The sequence below is a fragment of the Shewanella sp. S1-58-MNA-CIBAN-0166 genome, from assembly GCF_040310085.1.
In the GTDB taxonomy this organism is placed as follows: Bacteria; Pseudomonadota; Gammaproteobacteria; order Enterobacterales; family Shewanellaceae; genus Shewanella.
The window spans coordinates 24,195-43,490 of the sequence record NZ_JBEOPN010000020.1 but is presented as its reverse complement, the minus strand read 5'-3'; the positions used below and the strand labels follow the sequence as shown (position 1 = coordinate 43,490).

General features: G+C 41.6%; 13 protein-coding genes and 1 pseudogene. 5 read left to right on the top strand and 9 right to left on the bottom strand.

Going from position 1 to position 19,296, the window contains the following annotated elements:
• Positions 1-42: 42 nt before the first annotated feature.
• Together AAEY99_RS13105 and AAEY99_RS13100 are read right to left on the bottom strand one after the other, a co-directional pair.
• Positions 43-1,236 (bottom strand): GGDEF domain-containing protein, encoded by a 1,194-nt coding sequence (locus AAEY99_RS13105; RefSeq protein WP_351010758.1) that lies wholly within the window; start codon positions 1,234-1,236, stop codon positions 43-45.
• 163 nt (positions 1,237-1,399) lie between these two features.
• Positions 1,400-1,567 (bottom strand): annotated as a pseudogene (locus AAEY99_RS13100) (AGE family epimerase/isomerase); the annotation flags it as partial.
• Positions 1,568-1,869: 302 nt separating this feature from the next.
• On the opposite strand from AAEY99_RS13100, the gene AAEY99_RS13095 reads away from it, so the two are divergent.
• Positions 1,870-2,403, top strand: a complete 534-nt coding sequence (locus AAEY99_RS13095) for an NUDIX hydrolase (protein ID WP_351010756.1) — start codon at positions 1,870-1,872, stop codon at positions 2,401-2,403.
• A gap of 90 nt (positions 2,404-2,493) precedes the next feature.
• Here AAEY99_RS13095 and proC read toward each other — a convergent pair whose 3' ends face one another.
• The 4 genes from proC to putP all read right to left on the bottom strand — a co-directional run bounded on the left by proC (position 2,494) and on the right by putP (position 7,270).
• Positions 2,494-3,333: a pyrroline-5-carboxylate reductase gene (gene proC / locus AAEY99_RS13090; RefSeq protein ID WP_101085982.1), complete on the bottom strand. Its 840-nt coding sequence runs from the start codon at positions 3,331-3,333 to the stop codon at positions 2,494-2,496.
• 75 nt (positions 3,334-3,408) lie between these two features.
• Complete coding sequence (locus tag AAEY99_RS13085) at positions 3,409-4,656, bottom strand: glutamate-5-semialdehyde dehydrogenase (protein ID WP_101085981.1); 1,248 nt, start codon at positions 4,654-4,656, stop codon at positions 3,409-3,411.
• Positions 4,653-5,759: a glutamate 5-kinase gene (proB, locus tag AAEY99_RS13080; protein WP_101085980.1), complete on the bottom strand. Its 1,107-nt coding sequence runs from the start codon at positions 5,757-5,759 to the stop codon at positions 4,653-4,655. Before proB ends, AAEY99_RS13085 begins: the two co-directional genes overlap by 4 nt.
• 14 nt (positions 5,760-5,773) lie before the next feature.
• Complete coding sequence (gene putP / locus AAEY99_RS13075) at positions 5,774-7,270, bottom strand: sodium/proline symporter PutP (RefSeq protein ID WP_101085979.1); 1,497 nt, start codon at positions 7,268-7,270, stop codon at positions 5,774-5,776.
• A 1,039-nt stretch (positions 7,271-8,309) separates the two neighbouring features.
• Here putP and acuR point away from each other — a divergent pair.
• Both acuR and acuI read left to right on the top strand, forming a co-directional pair.
• A complete protein-coding gene (gene acuR, locus AAEY99_RS13070; protein WP_351010754.1) occupies positions 8,310-8,954 on the top strand; it encodes an acrylate utilization transcriptional regulator AcuR in 645 nt (214 codons plus the stop codon).
• A gap of 47 nt (positions 8,955-9,001) precedes the next feature.
• Complete coding sequence (acuI, locus tag AAEY99_RS13065; RefSeq protein ID WP_162022391.1) at positions 9,002-9,985, top strand: acrylyl-CoA reductase (NADPH); 984 nt, start codon at positions 9,002-9,004, stop codon at positions 9,983-9,985.
• A gap of 223 nt (positions 9,986-10,208) precedes the next feature.
• Here acuI and AAEY99_RS13060 read toward each other — a convergent pair whose 3' ends face one another.
• From AAEY99_RS13060 to AAEY99_RS13050, 3 genes are read right to left on the bottom strand one after another with little or no spacing between them, the layout of a single operon-like run.
• Positions 10,209-12,254 (bottom strand): putative bifunctional diguanylate cyclase/phosphodiesterase, encoded by a 2,046-nt coding sequence (locus AAEY99_RS13060; RefSeq protein WP_351010751.1) that lies wholly within the window; start codon positions 12,252-12,254, stop codon positions 10,209-10,211.
• A gap of 4 nt (positions 12,255-12,258) precedes the next feature.
• A complete protein-coding gene (locus tag AAEY99_RS13055; protein ID WP_101085975.1) occupies positions 12,259-12,789 on the bottom strand; it encodes a YfiR family protein in 531 nt (176 codons plus the stop codon).
• 8 nt (positions 12,790-12,797) lie between these two features.
• Positions 12,798-14,861 carry a TonB-dependent receptor plug domain-containing protein gene (locus tag AAEY99_RS13050; RefSeq protein WP_101085974.1) on the bottom strand — a complete coding sequence of 688 codons (2,064 nt, stop codon included), beginning with the start codon at positions 14,859-14,861 and terminating at the stop codon, positions 12,798-12,800.
• A 319-nt stretch (positions 14,862-15,180) separates the two neighbouring features.
• Here AAEY99_RS13050 and AAEY99_RS13045 point away from each other — a divergent pair, with 319 nt between their 5' ends.
• Together AAEY99_RS13045 and AAEY99_RS13040 are read left to right on the top strand one after the other, a co-directional pair.
• Positions 15,181-15,696, top strand: coding sequence for a VF530 family protein (locus tag AAEY99_RS13045; RefSeq protein ID WP_011636249.1), 516 nt, complete (start codon positions 15,181-15,183; stop codon positions 15,694-15,696).
• A 745-nt stretch (positions 15,697-16,441) separates the two neighbouring features.
• Positions 16,442-19,024, top strand: a complete 2,583-nt coding sequence (locus AAEY99_RS13040) for an acylase (protein WP_351010749.1) — start codon at positions 16,442-16,444, stop codon at positions 19,022-19,024.
• Positions 19,025-19,296 lie beyond the last annotated feature (272 nt).

Sequence of the window (19,296 nt, the reverse complement as noted above, 5' to 3'; positions counted from 1 at the left end):
AATATTCTGTTAATTGTTAATTGTTAATTGTTCTTTATCCTACTAAGCCGCTGCTACACAGTTTCGGCCGCCAGATTTTGCTGAATATAAGGCTTTGTCTGCGCGGTCAAGCAAGCTGTGAGCCGTGTCTTCTACTCTATACTGGGCGACACCTAAGCTAATTGTCAGTTCCATTGCTTGAATATTTTGCATGGCAATATACAGCCTTAACCTTTCGGTTAACTCAACAGCATCAGCCAATGTCGTGTTGGGTAAAACCACCACAAATTCTTCGCCGCCCCAGCGTGCTAATAAATCGTCGCTACGCATTTGGTTTTGTAATAATTGCGCGAGTTGGCATAGCACTTTGTCTCCGAATAAATGGCCGTGATTATCATTAATTTGTTTAAAATGATCGATGTCGATAATTGCTACCGAAATAGGGTATTGAGTGGCAGCTTGTTTACTGAGTAAATCTTGAGTTGTTTGATGGTTTTTCAGCGGATGGTCATCCGCATAAGGTTGGTAAATAATCGGTGCTTCGTCTGTTCGTTTTGTCGCGTTAGCGCTTTCTGTTGCCATGGGCGCATTAGCTGCTGGTGTGGTCAGTAGAGTATCAAGCGCAAAATCGAGTTTTTCACGGTTATACAGTCCGGTGAGTTTATCTGTTTCAGCCATTTTTTGGATTTCTAAATTACGCAGTGCCAGTTTTTTATAAGCTGAAAAACGGGTTTTTTCGTAAAATCTAAACAGTAAAATTTGTGCAATACACACTTCAATAACGTTGAATAATGAGCCGGTGCTAAAGGCCACTGGCTGAGAGTCTTGCGTTTGCAGGTAAACAATAAAAGCACACACACTAAAGCAGATGCATGAAATAAATGTGCCCCATGTTCGACCGATAAGAAAAAATGAAAAAGGCGGAATAAGCGTCGCCCAAAACAGTGAATGAGAATACCCTTTGGCTGATATCACAAATAGCATAATTAAACTGGCTACCATGAGAGTGACAGCCCATGCGGTTATCTTTACATGACCCGTGCGACGAAAACGACAGTAAATACCCAATGAGATAACTAAGCCTGAACCGTCGAGCAAGGCATATTGATAACCTTCAAAATAGAATAGGTTGATCAGGGTAAGAATGAGAAAGTAACTCGTGGTAATGAGTGACGAATGTTCGATTAAGCGAATGCGCCAATAATCAGGGTGATCAGGCGGATACTGAGGGAATTGTTTGTACCAAAATTTAATCATAAGCAACTTCCGAGGTGACATTCAGTGAACGTTAATCTTTGTATCTTGATAACCGTATCATTCAATCCTTGATAAGTGATAACTAAGCATAGGTAAAATTTAAAAAATAACCGTCTATTTAGGCGGTTATTTTAAGATATTGGTATGAAAGGACGATTAAAATTTATGGTTTTGTTTCAATTAGCTCAAGAATGTCAAAACAGGCGCCCATGGTGTGAAAATCAGTTTTGCCGATCGGACTTTTTAGGTTGTCTATCTTTTGGTTGTCTTGAGTTCACATGCTAAACCCAGCATCGTATTGATGAGCGACCATGTGTTGCCATGAGCAGTGCCCCATTTTGTAATATCACAATGGGTATTTAACTGTGGCTTTTAAAATGTGGTTTTCTAACGTTGGTTATTTAACTGAAAGTACCTAGCAAAGAGTATTTGACTGGAAGCATTGAGCTAAGAGTACCAAAGTCGCTTGTTGTGAATAATCAGCTTCATAATTGATTGTTATTATTTGCACTCAAGTTGTCATTACAAATACTGATATGCCGCCCTGCAAGTAGTTTTAACTTATACGCCAAACTTGAAGCATATAGTTTGGCAACGTATCATGCGCTTTTTATTGCGATGAGCCCTTCTATAATGCGCCACTTAACCACTCGTTATCATTCCGACACTCCAGCAGATTTTATTGCTGCGAATCACCAAACAATGCTAACGCGGCTTGCTGCTCGCGCAATTGTCATGCGTAATCATCAAATATTAATGCTTTACACCCAACGTTATCATGACTATTCATTGCCTGGTGGTGGCGTTGATGCTGGCGAGGAGATAGAGCAAGGGCTTATCCGTGAGTTACAAGAAGAAACTGGCGCCCAACAAATTCGCAATATTAATCCATTTGGCTTATATGACGAATATCGTCCTTGGCAACGAGATGGTTATACGTCGGTTAATATGCTGTCTTATTGTTTCACTTGTGATATTGACAGCCAGCTGGGGGAAACCCAATTTGAAGCTCACGAAATTAATAACGGCATGATACCAGTATGGATTGATATCGATGAGGCTATTAGGCATAACCTTGACACTATCGCCAACAGCAGCAAAAAAGGCTTATCGATTGAACGAGAAACCTTTCTACTGAAATTGATTAAACAAGAGTTACTGCGCTAAGCTTAAGCCATTGTGGCTTAGCAAAGCGCTATATGGCTATCACATAGCCAAGCGGATGGTATTAACCGTCAGCTCAGGTTCATAGCCCCGTTAGCCTATAGACAGTTCTTTTGCTCTTGTCGCTGCACACGCCATTGCGCTGGCAACTAGCTCGTCAAGATCACCATCCTGAAATGCCAATATTGCCTGTTCCGTTGTGCCTTTAGGTGAGGTCACCTGGTGACGTAGACTCGCCAAGTTATGCTGACTATTCATCGCCATTGATATTGCTCCCATAGCACTCTGCAACACAGCTTTAGTGGCTGTTTCTTGCGGCAGCCCTTGTTCAATGGCAGCTTTCTCCATGGCTTCTAAAAATAAGAATAAATACGCCGGCGAGCTGCCTGCTGCAGCCACGATGGTCGACATTTGGCTTTCTTCTTTTAGCCATACTGTTTCACCCACAGCACGCATGAGTCTTTCTGCTAGCGCAATGTCATTAGCGTGAGTGTCTGGTCCCGCATATAAACCCGTTAACCCTTCACCAATGGCGGTAGGCAAGTTTGGCATGGCGCAAATGACTTTGGGTGAGAAATGTAGTTTTTGGCGGAGTGTGGCATGTTTGACTCCCGCGGCAATCGAGATAACGAGTTTTCGGTTATCGTACTGCATAACTTCACTCAACTGCTCACACACTACAGGTACTACAAAAGGCTTAACGGCAACAATGATGACATCAGCAAACGCAACTGCGGCGGTATTGTCTTGATGTACTTTAACATTGAACTTATCGATTAAGTCGTGTCGAGTAGTTTGGCTGGGGGTGCACACTAGAATATTGGCACTGTTATGACCTTGTTTAAGTAGGCCGCTGATTATGGCTCTTGCCATGTTGCCACCACCAATAAAGGCGATACAGGTATTGGGGTCTAATGATTCATGTTGAGAGATGACAACCTCCGAAAATGTCGCTAAAAAGAAAAGGCCACGCTTTCGCTTGGCCTTTGAATTGTGGAGCCTATTTGATTATGCGCGAACTTGACCTACACCGCTGACTAAGTATTTCTCAGTGGTAAGTGACTCAAGGCCCATAGGTCCGTAGGCATGCAATTTACTGGTGGCAATACCAATTTCAGCACCTAGACCGAGCTCGCTACCATCAGAAAAACGTGACGATGCATTAACCATCACTACCGAGGCATCCACGGTGCGTTGAAAACGCGTAGCCGTTAATTCATTTTGGGTACAAATCACTTCAGTATGATGGCTACCAAAGCGGCGAATATGATTAATAGCATGATCAAAATCAGTGACTTGGCGAATGGCAATTTCTAAATCTAAATATTCTTGGCCGAAATCATCATCGCTAATAACGTTGGCATGCTCAAAGTATTGTTGGGCATTTTTGCTGACATTTATACGTACTTTATGTGCAGCAAGTTGGGCTGCCACTTTAGGTAAAAAGGCTGCCGCTACGTCTTGATGTACCAGTAATCCCTCTAGAGCATTACATACTCCAGTACGTTGGGTTTTACCATTGAGCAATAAAGACATCGCAATATCAAGATCGGCATCTTTATCAACATACAAATGACAAACACCTTTAAAGTGTTGAATAACAGGTATTTTACTGTTATCTGTAACAAAATTGATTAAGCCTTCGCCACCGCGTGGAATAATGACATCAATAAAGTCACGTTGCTGCATAAGCTCTAGTAATAAAGCGCGATCTGGATCGGGTATTACGGTGATCAGTGCTGGTGGTAATTGATATGCTTGCAATACATTTTGTAAAATAGAAGCAATGATTTTGCTTGAATGTATTGCTTCTTTACCGCCACGCAATATCACTGCATTACCTGATTTAAAGCACAATGCACCTGCATCAGCAGTAACATTAGGGCGTGCTTCATAAATCATACAAACAACGCCTAAAGGTACGCGCATTTTTTGAATGTTTAGACCATTTGGTCGCTCACATATTTCACGTACCATGCCGACAGGATCGGGTAATGATGCAACGGTTTCAATGCCCGCAGCCATAGATTCAATACGTTCAGGTGTCAGTGTCAATCGATCTATCATTGCCGCGCCTAAATCCGCTTTTTCGGCATGGTTAAGATCCAATAAATTCGCTTTAATAATATCGTCGCTGTGTGCTCTAAGTGCACGGGCCATATCAAGTAAAATAGTGTTTTTAACTTTTTCATCTAATAGGGCTAGAGTTTGTGCCGCTGTGGCTGCTGCTTGCGATAAATCTTTAATTAAACTCATAGTTGCTCCAAAATGGCGATGTTTTTGTCAGAGATCAGTGGGCCCGTTTTTTGCTGGGCATTGTTGGCAAATTCACGATCTTCTTGGTCTGCAATAAAATGTAATAAACAACTACTGTAGTTTGATTTGGCTTTTGCCAATTTAGTGCCATCGCCTTTGCGCACTAAAACAGTATCGCCGACGGAAAAGTTGCCTCTTACGGCCACTACATCGTCAGTGGTTAGTTGGGTATCATGCTCTTCAAGGTCAGCGCTAAAGTCATTTTCGACAATTAACTCACCCTGAACTTGTGAGGTATGCATCATCCAATGCAAGTGTTCTTGCATCGGTACATCATACGGGGTGAATAAAGTGCCTGGATTTTGGCCCTTTAAAAGTTGATTGAATGTGTCCGCGTCAAAACCATCGACAATCATGGTTTCAATTCCGTGTGAAATTGCTTTCTCAGCGGCTTCAATCTTGGTTAACATGCCGCCAGTACCTACGCTGCTCGTAGCACCGCCAGCCATAGCATAAATCTCAGCATTGATTTCACTGACTTGCTTAATTAGCGTGGCATCTTCATGTAAATTAGGGTTTTTAGTATAAAGCCCTTTTACGTCAGAGCAGATAATTAACGCATCTGCATCCGCTGCTGCGGCAACCATAGCTGATAAATTGTCATTATCCCCAACACGTAACTTGGCTGCGGTAACAGCATCGTTTTCGTTGATAATGGGAAGTAAGCCATTGTCTAACAGGGTAAAAATAGTATTTTTAATACTGATATAACGGTCACGGTCGCGTAAATCACCATGGGTAAGTAATAGCTGCGCCGATGGGAAATCGAACAATTTATCCCAGGTGGCCATCATATCGGCCTGGCCTGCAGCTGCCATGGCTTTTTTAAGCGAAATACTTGGCTCTGCCGTATCTGGGAATCTATGTTTACCCGCGGCGACTGACCCTGAAGATACCAATACAACTTGGCATCCTTGAGCGCGACAGGTAGCGATAAACTGTGCAATACCTAATAAATAATGGCTGCTACAACCTTGTTGATGGGGCGCAATTAATGCGCTTCCCACTTTAACGACAATCCGTTTCCAATGTGAAGTTGACATAGTTTTGTTCTCCATTACTGTTGCTCGGTTAAAACACGATTCGCTTCATGGAAGGTATCAACTGTTTTATTACAAGGATCCGAGTCAAGAGCGCTGGTAATCCAAATCACTACACTACTAACAATAAAGCCGGGGATCATTTCGTACATTACGGTGGTTAACGCTTTTCCATCTGCCAGAACTGGCGCGTAAATCCAAAACAATACGGTCACTGCACCCGAAATAATACCCGCAACAGCGGCTTTATGGGTCAGGTTCTTTTTATATAGGCAACACAGTACCAGTGGACCAAAGGCCGCACCAAATCCAGCCCATGCATTGCTGACTATCGATAAGATGCTATTTGAGCGATCGAGCGCCAGTAAGCTGGCGACAATACCAACACCGGCTACACCATAACGTCCCATTCTGACCATTTCTTTCTCAGTTGACTCTTTTTTCGAAATGACTCGATAAATGTCTTCGGTCAATGAACTTGACGACACTAATAACTGTGAAGAAATCGTGCTCATAATAGCGGCTAAAATGGCTGCTAAGAGGAAACCACTGATCAGTGGATGGAACAACAATTCAGAAAATACAATAAAGATGGTTTCAGGATCGCTTATTGTCATATCGAATTTATTGGCGTAGGCAATACCCACTAGACCTGTTGCCAGCGCACCAGTAATGGTGACCGTCATCCAACTCATGCCAATTCTTCGTGCCGCTTTGATATCAGAAACCGAGCGAATAGCCATAAAGCGCACAATAATATGTGGCTGACCAAAATAACCTAATCCCCAAGAAAGACTGGAAATTAACCCGAGCATAGTGACATTTTGCATCGCATCAGAAAAATGTGGGATCGACTCATAAGCAAAGCCCATCATTTTATCAGCACTGCTAAACTCTTGATATGCCACAACGGGTACCAGAATCAAGGCAACAAACATGATACAGCCTTGTACAAAGTCAGTCATACTGACGGCTAAAAAGCCACCGAGTAGGGTATAAGACACTACTACACCTAGGGTGATCACGAGCCCGAGTTCATAATTTAAATCAAATGCAGAGACAAATAATTTCCCGCCAGCGACTAATCCTGCTGAGGTATATAAGGTAAAGAAGATCACAATGATCACTGCCGCGATAATCCGCACATTACTGTTAGGTGCGTGGAAGCGTTTAGCAAAAAACTCAGGGATCGTTAGGGAGTCACCCGCGACTTCAGTATAAACCCGTAATTTAGGTGCCACGATCAGATAATTAATCAATGCCCCAGCTAATAGGCCGATCGCAATGTAGATGGTTTCGAAGCCTACTAAGAACATGGCGCCAGGTAAGCCCATTAGCATCCAGCCACTCATATCGGAGGCTCCAGCTGACAGTGCAGTAACTTGCGGGCTGACTTTACGGCCACCCAAAATGTAACCAGATACATCGCTTGTTGATTGTTTATACGCGAACAATCCAATGCCTAGCATTACCAGGAAATATATTGCTAATGAGACATAGGTTAAGTAATGCATGAGTTATTTTCCTCCTAACGCTTTGTGATTTTGAATCCCGCTAGGTTTCAACATAACAAAGAGATAGGTACTTAAAAGGGCACATAAACAAAATAATTGTGAAGCCTCTTTCAGCTTTAATTTAGCGGTGTTCAACATAGTGGTAGTGAGATTTTCTTCGTTTGACGTGTCCGTTGACATAATGTCCTCCTGGGTGCGGGCTAATCGGATTATTGTTAATTCATTTTTCATTCAACAATAAAAAACCACCAAACTAGTTAGTGGTCTAACTATATTAACATCATTTTAGGTAAAATTTCCAATCCAATCTCAGTTACGGCAGTAATAAATGTTTTTTAACAACTATTTAACTTTATATCGATACGCTGTCAGCGGCATGAAATATAACGATGTCACACAGGCTGATTAAGTTGTGAGTACTTTTTAGCTATGTGCTGTTCATCTTTTTAATTTTCGACGGCGGTTAGCTTAAGTTACTGTATTTAAAGTTTTATATATTTAAAGTTGAGTGTGAACGTCATCGGTTTCACTGGATATTTGTTTAATGTTGATGCTATAGATTGTTTATTATGCAGTATAAACGTTACAGATATGATGCTATTCGCAAGTGGATTTGGTGCACTTTTTAGCTATTAATAAGGTATTTTTAAATAAGTGGTTACAGATCGAATGATTTGAATTCAAATGGTTTTGGTTCGAGTCGCTATGTCAAAAGATTTGGTTTTATCGCGTGATATGTGTTGAATGGCCACTGCGTTTTCTGCCATTGCTAAGCTAACTATTTCAAATTACTTATACATAAATTCATAGATGTAGTGGGTTATCTATTGCCGGTTTCAGTAGTAGCAGTGGATTAAGTCGGCATGCTATTCGGTGGCAACATTGCTGTGAGATAGAGCTTTACTAGTTCATGTTAATGTTGTCGCGACCTTGATATTACTGGGTAACTGGGCTTCAAGTAGGATTTAATATAATGTTATTGCATTTAATTAGACGCTCGGTCTAATATAGGGGTATGAATAATTTAAGTGTAGATATAATGACAAGTCCGCATACTAAGCCAAGCCCTAAACCTCGTAGAGGCAGACCTCCCAAAGTATCGCGAGATAATCCAGATACTCGGGCAGAGCTTATTCGTAGTGGTCTTGAGCAACTGACAGAGCAAGGTTTTGCCTCATCGGGTATTGAACCCATTTTGAAAAAGGTGGGCGTTCCGAAAGGCTCTTTTTATCATTATTTTGCGAGTAAAGAAGTCTTTGGCCAAGCGGTATTGCAGAACTATGCTGAATACTTCTTACATAAACTTGAAATTCATTTGCTTGATGAAGCTTATTTTCCATTAACGCGGATTAGGCACTTCGTTGATGATGCTAAGGCCGGAATGATTCGATACCAATTTAAACGCGGTTGTTTAGTGGGTAATTTGGGTCAAGAAATTGGCGTTTTGCCAGACAGCTTTAGACCGCAAATTATTGCGATTTTTCTGAGTTGGCAAGCTTGTTTAGCTCGTTGCCTCAAAGCTGCGCAATCACTCGGACAAATAGCTGCAACGGCAGATTGTGATGCTCTAGCTGAAAATTTTTGGGTTGGCTGGGAAGGAGCGGTAAGCCGTGCAAAGTTAGTTCAAGATGAACGCCCACTTGATAACTACTATGATCATTTTATGGCAGCGTTAGCAAAATAAAATTTTTTAACCATTAATAGACGATCAGTCTAAATTAGGAGAGCAAAATGTTTAATGGCATGTTGATCGAAAAAGACGACCAAGGTTACCGCACCACAGTAAAAAGTATCGATGAAAGCGTGTTACCTGAAGGTGATGTGACGGTAAAAGTGCTCTATAGCACGCTTAATTACAAAGATGCGCTAGCGATTACCGGTAAAGCACCTGTAGTGAGAACTTTCCCTATGGTGCCAGGCATTGATCTAGTAGGCATTGTCGAACATAGCGATAATGATAAATTTGCCACAGGTGATACAGTATTATTGAATGGTTTTGGGGTGGGTGAAAATCATTGTGGTGGCTTGGCTACAAAAGCGCGTTTAAAAAGTGAATGGCTTATTCCATTACCAAAGGCATTTTCACCACAACAAGCTATGGCGATTGGCACTGCAGGTTATACCGCAATGTTATGTGTGATGGCTCTTGAGAAAAATGGCGTAACGCCAGACAAAGGTGAGGTGCTAGTTACTGGTGCTAATGGCGGAGTCGGCAGTTTTGCTATCGCTATTTTAGCCAAGTTAGGCTATCACGTCGTCGCCTCGACTGGCCGAATGGATGAAAGTGACTACCTAAGAAAGTTAGGTGCCAAAGACATTATCGATCGCGCAACATTGTCAGAAGCTGGTCGTCCATTGGCTAAAGAGCGTTGGGCTGGTGCTGTTGATTCTGTCGGCAGCCATACCTTAGCCAATGTGTGTGCTAGTACCAAGTATGGCGGAACGGTTGCTGCGTGTGGTTTGGCACAGGGAATGGACTTTCCTGCCAGCGTAGCGCCATTTATTTTACGTTGCGTGACCCTAGCGGGCGTCGACAGTGTAATGCGACCTTTAGCTGACCGTATTGAGGCATGGCAACGTCTAGGCGAAATCTTGGATGTTGGTGTGTTCGATGACATTGTTCATGAAATCAGCTTGACTGAAGCGATTGATGTGGCAAGTGATTTGTTAGCTGGTAAGGTTCGTGGCCGTGTGGTTGTTGATGTAAATCGTTAATGAATTAATTTGGATAGTTTTTAGTTGGATAATGTTGTCGGCCTGTGTAGCAGGTCGATGAATTTGTTAGCTGTTTTACCGCTCCCTCTTACTTTCATGACAGCAAACTGTTATGAAAATATTCTACCGCTACAAGTGTTTGTGAATGCCTTAATTCGAAGATTTAACGCCAATATCAAAGACTCAACATACTATTTTTACATGACGATGTATGAGTTTTTTATTACTCTGCGGCAAGTGGGAACGGTAAGATATAACGGTCAATAAAATGTTGTGTTGGCATAGGTCTGGCAAATAAATAACCTTGTAAGTAATCGCATGACAGTTGTTGAAGTAACTGGTGTTGTCCCTCAGTTTCAACACCCTCGGCTACGACTTTAACTTTCAAATGATGTGCCATGGTGATAATAGCTCGTACCAACGCAATGCTACTTTCATTGGTTTCCATGTGCTGAATAAACGATCGGTCAATTTTTAGAATATCAATATCGAGTCGTTGCAAATAGGCTAATGATGAATACCCGACTCCAAAATCATCAATGGCGATATCAATACCATAATTATTGAGTCGTAGCATTTGCTGTTGAATGGGAGAGTCTGGGTCCATCAAGGTGTTTTCTGTCACTTCGATAATCATGGTATCGCGAGGTAAATTGAATTTATTACACGCTAATATCCATTCATCGACCCACAAACCCTCCTGATCAATTTGCAACGGTGAGGTGTTGACGCTCACTTGCATTTTGTTGCCCGACAATTGATAAAAATGAGCAGCATCTTCAATCGCTTGGTCTCTTACCCAGTTACCAATTTCTTCTATTAAACCATTTTGTTCAGCCACCGGAATAAATTCATTTGGACCAATAAGGCCGCGCTGTGGATGATTCCAACGGATGAGTGCTTCTGCCTTGGTAGCATTAACGCCAGATTGGTCAAAAATGGGTTGGTAAAACAATACAAATTGACCGAGTTTAAGTGCTATGCGGATTTCTTCGATAAGACGACGTTTCTCAATTGCTTGTTCTTCGATAGCATGAGAGAAAAATTCATAACGATTACGCCCTTTGCTTTTAGACAAGTACATGGCTTGATCAGCATGTTTGACTAACGCTTCAACATTTTGGCCATCGGCAGGGTAGAAAGTAAGCCCGATGCTACCTGTCACGTTGACTTGCACTTCTTTAATGCTAATACATTGCATCAGGCTATTTTTCACTTTTTCAGCAATTGTTGCAGCGTGTTCTAAGTCACTCACATCTTCAAGAATTAAGGTGAACTCGTCTCCGCCTAGACGCGCAACCGTATCATGATCTCGAACACATCCACGTAAACGTTTAGCCACTTGATGCAGTAACAGATCACCATATTCATGGCCTAAGGAATCGTTGATCTCTTTAAAGCCATCGAGATCGATAAAAATTAACGCAAAAAACATGTCATCTGTATCAATAAGCGACTGCAGTTTTTCATAGAAAAAACGTCGATTGGGTAGCAGGGTTAAGCCATCTTGATAAGCATATTCGTGCAATTGAATATTGGCATTCTCTAGTTCTCTAGTACGCAGTTGTACTTCACTTTCAAGCGAGCTTTCACGCTGTTCAATATTATCTAACATACTATTAAAACAAGTGGTTAACTGACCAATTTCATCTTCAGACTGTACTTGAGCACGCAAGCTGTAATCTTGTGACACGGTGATTTTTTGCGAAATTTTAGCGAGATATAACATTGGACTTAAAAATTTACGACGTAAGAATAATGAGAGAAAAAAGCTGGCACAAAGAGATGATAATAGTAATAGCACAATAAATTGGCCGTAAAATGTAATTCTATCAGTGATAATGCTGTCATCTACTGATATGTGTAAATCACCATATTGTTGCTTGTCGAGTGTCAATGGTGTCATCACTTGAGTGATGTCATTAAGGTCGTCATCAATCTGGGTCATAGAAGGGCGCTTTGATAATGCCTGAGCTAACACAACACCTTCAATATTAGTGACGCTGACAGATAATACATCTGATCTTAACAAGATAGGATTAATCAGTTCTTGAATGGCGTCTTGATCATCAAATAATAAGGCCGCAGTGATATTGGGCGACAACATTTTCGACAAGCTGTGTAGGCTTTCAACTTGTTCTCTTTTAGCGGAAGACAGCTCGAAGGCGCTGAATATTGATGTCACAGTGAGTGTCGAAATGAGCGCAACGCTCATTAAAATGAATTGCAATTTTTTACTGATTGTATTTAAAGCGAAAAATTGTTTCATAGCATTAATTATTCACTACTCGACCTAGGCGTAATACTTTTGAACTCATTGTTATCCCTGATAATTTTAATTTTTCGGGTGAGACCTCAAAACGAATTTTACCACCGGATAAAAAGAAACGAATATGCCCACCTTGCTCTATAAAGTTGTCTGTTTCACCAACGATCATGACATCAGCAAGATGTTTATTATCCAATTGTTGCCAAGATTCAAGGGTGTCGGTTGTGATAAACAAGATATTACATTGTTCTAAGTTTGTTTCTGTGAGACTCACTTCGACATTTTCTATTGGTAAATTATTGACTTTACGACCATTAAGGATTGAGCGCGAGACACTAATAAAGCTAGTATCAGGGCTGCACAGTGTAAAAGAGCTGGCTGTATTTGTGTGATGACTCCATTCGCCGTAACGGGCAAAGTTAAATAAAAAACCAGCTTTAAGTGCATATTCTTTTTCGTCAGCAATCGCGCCTTGGCTTATAGTAAGCAAAAGCGTTATAAATGATCCAAACAGAATACGTTTAATAGTTAACATTAAGTCAGTTAGAATTTCGCCGTAATTTTAAAAGTGACACTTTCGTCTATATAATTTGATCGTGTATACGTTTCACTATCATTGCCATACTCAAGATGTGAACCTGCAAACAGGTTTTTACCCATAATGGCGAATGCCCAGTTAGGGTGAAAAGCCCAATTCCAAGTTAAATCGAGTGCGGTATAATTTTCTGTTTGATAGGCATCACTATTTTCAACTCTGAGTGAGGCAAAAATATTATGCTGTTCAAAAAAATGTATATCAGCTTTAGTAAACAGTTGACGACTGGTTGAGTCAAAGCCAATCGCTGGGAACGTGTTGTCTGCTAAGTCGTAATTAAAGGTGTTATAGCTGTAACCTACCTCGGCAGTAAAGTTGTCAGACGGTTGCCATGACAACACCACATCACCACCTTCAGTGGTCAGCCCTGCATTAGAGACTAAGTCAAAATTAATCGATGTTGTCGTCAATGCTTGTACTGCGGCATCAATCTGTCCAGCCTGTAACAATGCAAACACGGGGAGGAACTGATCGATATTCGGATCTATTTGGATCACGGCTACATCATCGGTATCAGTATGATAAACCGATAGGTCAAGTGCCCATGTGGTATCAGATAAACGATAGCCCATTTCATAAGATACAGATTTTTCTGACTTTACGTTGTCATTACCATTGAGGTAAGTGCGGATATAATAACGATCAATCTCGGGTATTCCGGTGGTGATAGGCGATACTTCTTCGACTCGTTGTCCATCGATAAGAAAGTTGTCGTTAAATTCAAGTAAAGAGGGAACCCGAACACTTTTTGATACAGAGGCCCACAAGACTTGATTATTTAGTGGTTTCCATACCAGCCTTGCTAGTGGTTGGTTTTCCCAACCAGTCAAATCGTTATGATCAACTTTGACACCCACAATTAAGTCTAATTTGTCCGCAATCACGTTATATTGAGCCTGCGCTAATCCACCATATTGATGTAGGCTTTCAAAACCTCCATCGCTTTGCACAAAGGTACTGTCTGCAAAAGAAATAGAATTGTAACGGTAGTTTAGCCCCCAATCGAACTGTAAGTCTTGGTGCAGGAAATTCATCTGATAATCAACATCAAAAGATTCAAAATTTTCTTGTAAATGGGTTTGGCTACCACTTTGTTTTAACCAAGATGTTTGCAGCATTTGGTTAGCTTTGGGTGAAATACGATTTTCCAACCTCGCCATGACTCGAACATCGGTACGATCTAAGCTGTCAGTAAATGAGATATTACGGTTGCTTTCATCCACGACGCCGCGAAAATTTTGGCCTAATGTAGATTGAGTCATATCACCTTGAATAAGTCCTGACCATTGATCGTTTGGGGTAAAGTCAAACCGGGTGCCTACAGATTGTTGCTCTGAAAAGTCAGCCGGCTCCATTTCAATCCCTTTGTCAGACTTCTGGCCATCTTTAACGTGGCCATATATTCTGAAACTGCCATTATTACCAATATCGCCACCATAACGAAGATTGGTATCGACATTAAGCTGGCTACCACTGCTGACATCAGCATATAGGCCCCGAGTATCAATGCTGTTTTTAGTAATGATATTAATGACGCCATTAGTGGCATTGCTGCCCCACAGTAACCCACCTTGACCGCGGATAATTTCGATACGTTCTATATCGTATAACGGTACGTTTAGGGTTTCCCAATACACGGCGGCAAATTTAGGGGTATACAAACTTTGACCGTCTACCATAACGAGTAATTTGCTTGAAAATCGCGATGCAACACCACGAGAAGAAATTGCCCATTGATTATTATCAAGTTGTCTAACGGCTAATCCAGGTACCATTTTCAGGGCTTCTGGAACAGAAGTCACGCCTGAACGAGTGATTTGTTCTTTGGTTAATACGTATATAGATGAAGCGGTTTCAAAGGCTGATTGGGTTCTTTTCATCGCCGAAGTCACTTGTACATCCATCGCCATCAGCGAATCTAAATCTAAATCGAGATTGTTTAAGATTTCTTCTGCTATGACATGAGGCGAAATTAAAATAAATAAGTACAAGCATTTTGGTGATAACTTCAAACCAATGTCCTCGATAATCTTTGATGATGGTCAACTATAATGGAACTATTTTAACACACGCTATTAACTAAATATCAGTGCATCCCTTTCAATATACGGATTAATTTACCTTCTGTTAACGACTAAGTCGTTATTTTTTGGTTCACATCTGTGAGTATCGTCATAAATAAATCAGAAAACGATGTTAACCGCCACACTAGAGGTAATGAGTTTTAGTTAACTCATTACCTCTCGTGTGAAATATGCATAAAGACGATGGGGCATTTTAACGGTAAACTATACACATTATAGAGACAGCTTTTTGAGGTCATGAGATAGCATGGTAGAACTGCAGCAAAATAATCCACTTCACGGTTTAAAATCAGAAACGATGATATCTGAGTTAGTGGCATTTTATGATTGGAAAATTCTCTACGCAGCTTTGCGTTTAGAGTGCTTCAATACCAACCCCAATATGGACGCTTGTGTTAAGTTCCTAAAAAAGACGGAATGGGCGAGAGAGCGTGTTGAAAATTTTTATTTGTACCGTTTCAAGCGTATGCCAAAAGGTAACTCTGCACAATTTGAATTAAAACCTCGTGAACGTGGTTTTGCTGACGGTATTTTACCGCGTAAGCCGCAGCCTTTAACGGTTGAGTTAGTTGCCGAAATGAAAGCCAAAGCAACGGCTGATTATGAACAAATGAAACATAATCAAAGTCGTTCATATGCTTCTTCGTCATCACCTTCATATTCCTCATCGAGTCGTTCAAATGACAGCGATGCAGCGACACAGCGTAGTAATCAAAATAAGCCGCAGCCTACATTTGATCCAAACAATCCGTGGAATAAATAACCACTAGACTGATCTCATGTCAAAGGACGCTATAAAAGGGAAAAGCCTAGATGCTAGGACGCTGCGCTGCTAGATGCTATACAGGCCAAAAGCCTAGATGCTAGGACGCTACGCTACGCTGCTAGATGCTATACAGGCCAAAAGCCTAGATGCTAGGACGCTACGCTGCTAGATGCTATACAGGCGAAAAGCCTAGATGCTAGGACGCTACGCTGCTAGATGCTATACAGGCCAAAAGCCTAGATGCTAGGACGCTACGCTGCTAGATGCTATACAATCTTAGCAGCGAAGCGATACTCGCGGGACGCAGTCCGCCTTAGCAGCGAAGCGATACTCGCAGGACGCAGTCCGCCCTAGCAGCGGGTCATCAATATCAAACTTGCTATTTGTTCTGCTGACAAGGCGTATTTACGCATAGATAACTTGTTTAATTCAGGTCAATGCAACGCAAATATCCAAAGACGTCGCTATTTTATAATCGTTTATTATCCAGGACTGAGGTTAGCTGAATAAGGTTAATTGTTTTTGTTAAGCACGTTTTGGCTATTTCTATCAAGATGTAGACACACGAGAGAATGATTGCTTAAATAGCAATGCATGTCTTTGTTGTATTTAACAACAGCGCATTCGTTTCAAGGTAACTGGGATTACTTTGGCGGTGCTGTTAGCTTAAATTGAGGCGTAAAGGATTAAGTACCTCATCCATTTTGCTGCTTAGCATTGGGATACAACAAGGATAATAATAATGAAACTGAATAAAATTTTGCTCGCTATCGGCATGGCTTCTAGCGTTGCGATAGTAGGTTGCGGTGATGACACCCAATACGGTAAAACCCCTCAACCAGATCCAGAACCCGAAGTCGTTACTCCTCTATTACAAGCCTTTGCCCCTAATGGCAGCTTAAAAGTCCAAATTCGCCGAACTCAATATGGTGTACCACACATTACCGCCGACAATTTAGAGAGTCTTGGTTTCGGTAATGGTTATGCCCAAGCACAAGATAATTTATGTGTAATTGCAGATGGCTTTATTAAAGCCAATTCTGAACGGTCGATGTATTTTGGTCCCCATGCTTCGATTGACTTTACTACTGGCCTTCCAACCAGTGAAGATAACGGCAACTTAATTTCTGACTTTGCCTACAAAGCATTGAAAATCAGGCAGCTTGCTGAAAACCAATACCCACAGTTCAGTTATAATTCGCGTGCATTAATGGAGGGTTTCAGTGCGGGTTATAATCAATATCTTGCCGATGTAGAAGCTGGAACTCAAACAGGCGAGCCATTTTGTGCTGGTCAACCGTGGGTTAAACCTATTAGCGGTGTCGATGTAGCAAGCTATCTATTTTCCATCGCGCTATTACCTGGGGCGGCAAACTTTTTAGATTTAATTTTTTACGCCAACCCTGGCGATGCTCAAGAGTATTTACCGCGAATTATTGGGCCTGCACCATCCACTGCACAAACCGCGTTTGTGCAGGATATTAACAACAAATTAATCGCACGGTCTGCAACCATTACCACACCGGAAACTAATCCGCGAAATTTGGGTTCTAATGGTTGGGGTTTAGGTAAGGATAAAACTGAAAATGGTAAAGGTATGGTATTGGGTAATCCACATTTTCCGCATACCGGTAATTTACGCTTTTGGCAGTCGCATTTGACCATACCAGGACAAATGGATGTGATGGGCGGCTCGTTGGTTGGTATGCCTGGATTGGTTAACATTGGTTTTAACAAAGATGTTGCTTGGACGCATACCTTTTCAACCGCAGAACATTTTGTAATGTATAACCTTGAGTTAGTTGCCGGTGATAGATTGCAATATATGTACGATAATTCGCCGATGCCAATCACCAAAGAAACGGTTTCGGTATTAGTTAATGCAGGCCCCGCTGGCATGTTGGTGGCGGAGAAGGATATTTACACTACAGCCAAAGGTCCGATGGTTGAAGCACCACCGGCATTAGCACCATTTGGATGGGACGATGGCCAGGCTTTCTTTATTCAAGATGCCAACATGGCCAATAAAGATCCGCTCGATCATTGGTTAGCCATGAATCTTGCATCCAATAAAGATGAGTTTCAACAAGCGTTTAAAAATTATGATGGGGTTATTTTTAATAACACCATGTATGCGGATAAAGAAGGTAATGCGTTTTATATTGACGACTCAACCGTACCGGGATTTTCTGACTTAGTGGTCGATATTATTAAGACGACCCCAGCGATACAAGCGGCGAGAGCTCAAGCTGGATTTACTATTTTACCCGGTAATACCTCGGTATTTAGTTATGACTCGCCAATGCCTTACGACCGTGCACCTAAGCTTGAACGTACTGACTTTGTGCAAAACTCCAACAACTCCTTTTGGTCAACTAACTTAGCGGCACCGCTCGAAAACTACTCTCCTTTATACGGTCCAGAGCGAGGCCAATTATCGTTACGTACTCGTATGGGCTTAACCTTAATGGATGACGCCGCGGGTGATGACGGTAAATTTACTATTGAGGAGCTAGAGGCGGCTTTATTATCCAATCGGGCTTATCTTGCTGAATTGGTGTTACCCGACTTAATCAGCCAGTGCGAGCAACAAGGGTCTACGCCGGTGATGGTTAGCGCAACATTGTCTAAAGATGTCTCGGCATCATGTGCCGCGCTAAAATCGTGGAACGGTAAACAAGATAACGACAGTAAAGGTGGGGCGTTACTTCGCGAGTTTGCCCATCAGTTCAATCAAAACACCATGCTAACCGAAGCATTTGATTATATGAGTGCAGCAACTACGCCCAATAAGCTCAATACTGACGGCAGTGCATTAGTGGCTTTAGCTCATGCAGCTTTGAATCTTGAAGCGGCAGGTTTTGCGGTTGATGTTGCGTTGGGGGATGTGCAGTTTGTTGAAAAGTCACTTGCTGATGGCTCTGCATCTGGGGTGAAGTTACCTTGGCCTGGTAGTCATAATGCGGAAGGTGGCTTTAACGTGTTCTCGACCAGTTTATCGGGCGATGACACCTTAATACCTCAGCATCAATATAGCCCTGTTATGGATGTTGTTTCTGGTAATGCTACAGCATCAGGATTAACTTCTGAAGGTTATCAAGTGCGTTATGGTTCAAGTTGGATGATGACCGTGAGCTTTACTGATGACGGTCCTAAGGCAAAGGGTATTTTGACTTATTCAGAATCTAGCAATGTGTCGAGTCCAAGTTTTTCCGATCAAAGTGAATTGTATTCCTCGGCAAAACAATTACGTCCATTGCTATTTACTGAGGCAGAAATCCAAGCATCAGTTGAATCTAGCATCGAGCTAACGCTGCAAAAATAGACTAACGGTTTATTCTGTATGAGTGAATAAAACTAAAACCTCACTGATATTTATCGGTGAGGTTTTATCATTTTATAGACGAATAGACGAATAGACGAATAGACGAATAGACGAATAGACGAATAGACGAATAGACGAATAGACGAATAGAGGAATAGACGAATAGACGAATAGACGAATAAACAGATGAACCAGTAGGCGGATGTTTGGGTTGTTCACATGATGATTCAATCGTGTTTGTTACCTCAATTTCAGGCTACTTAACTTCCCAC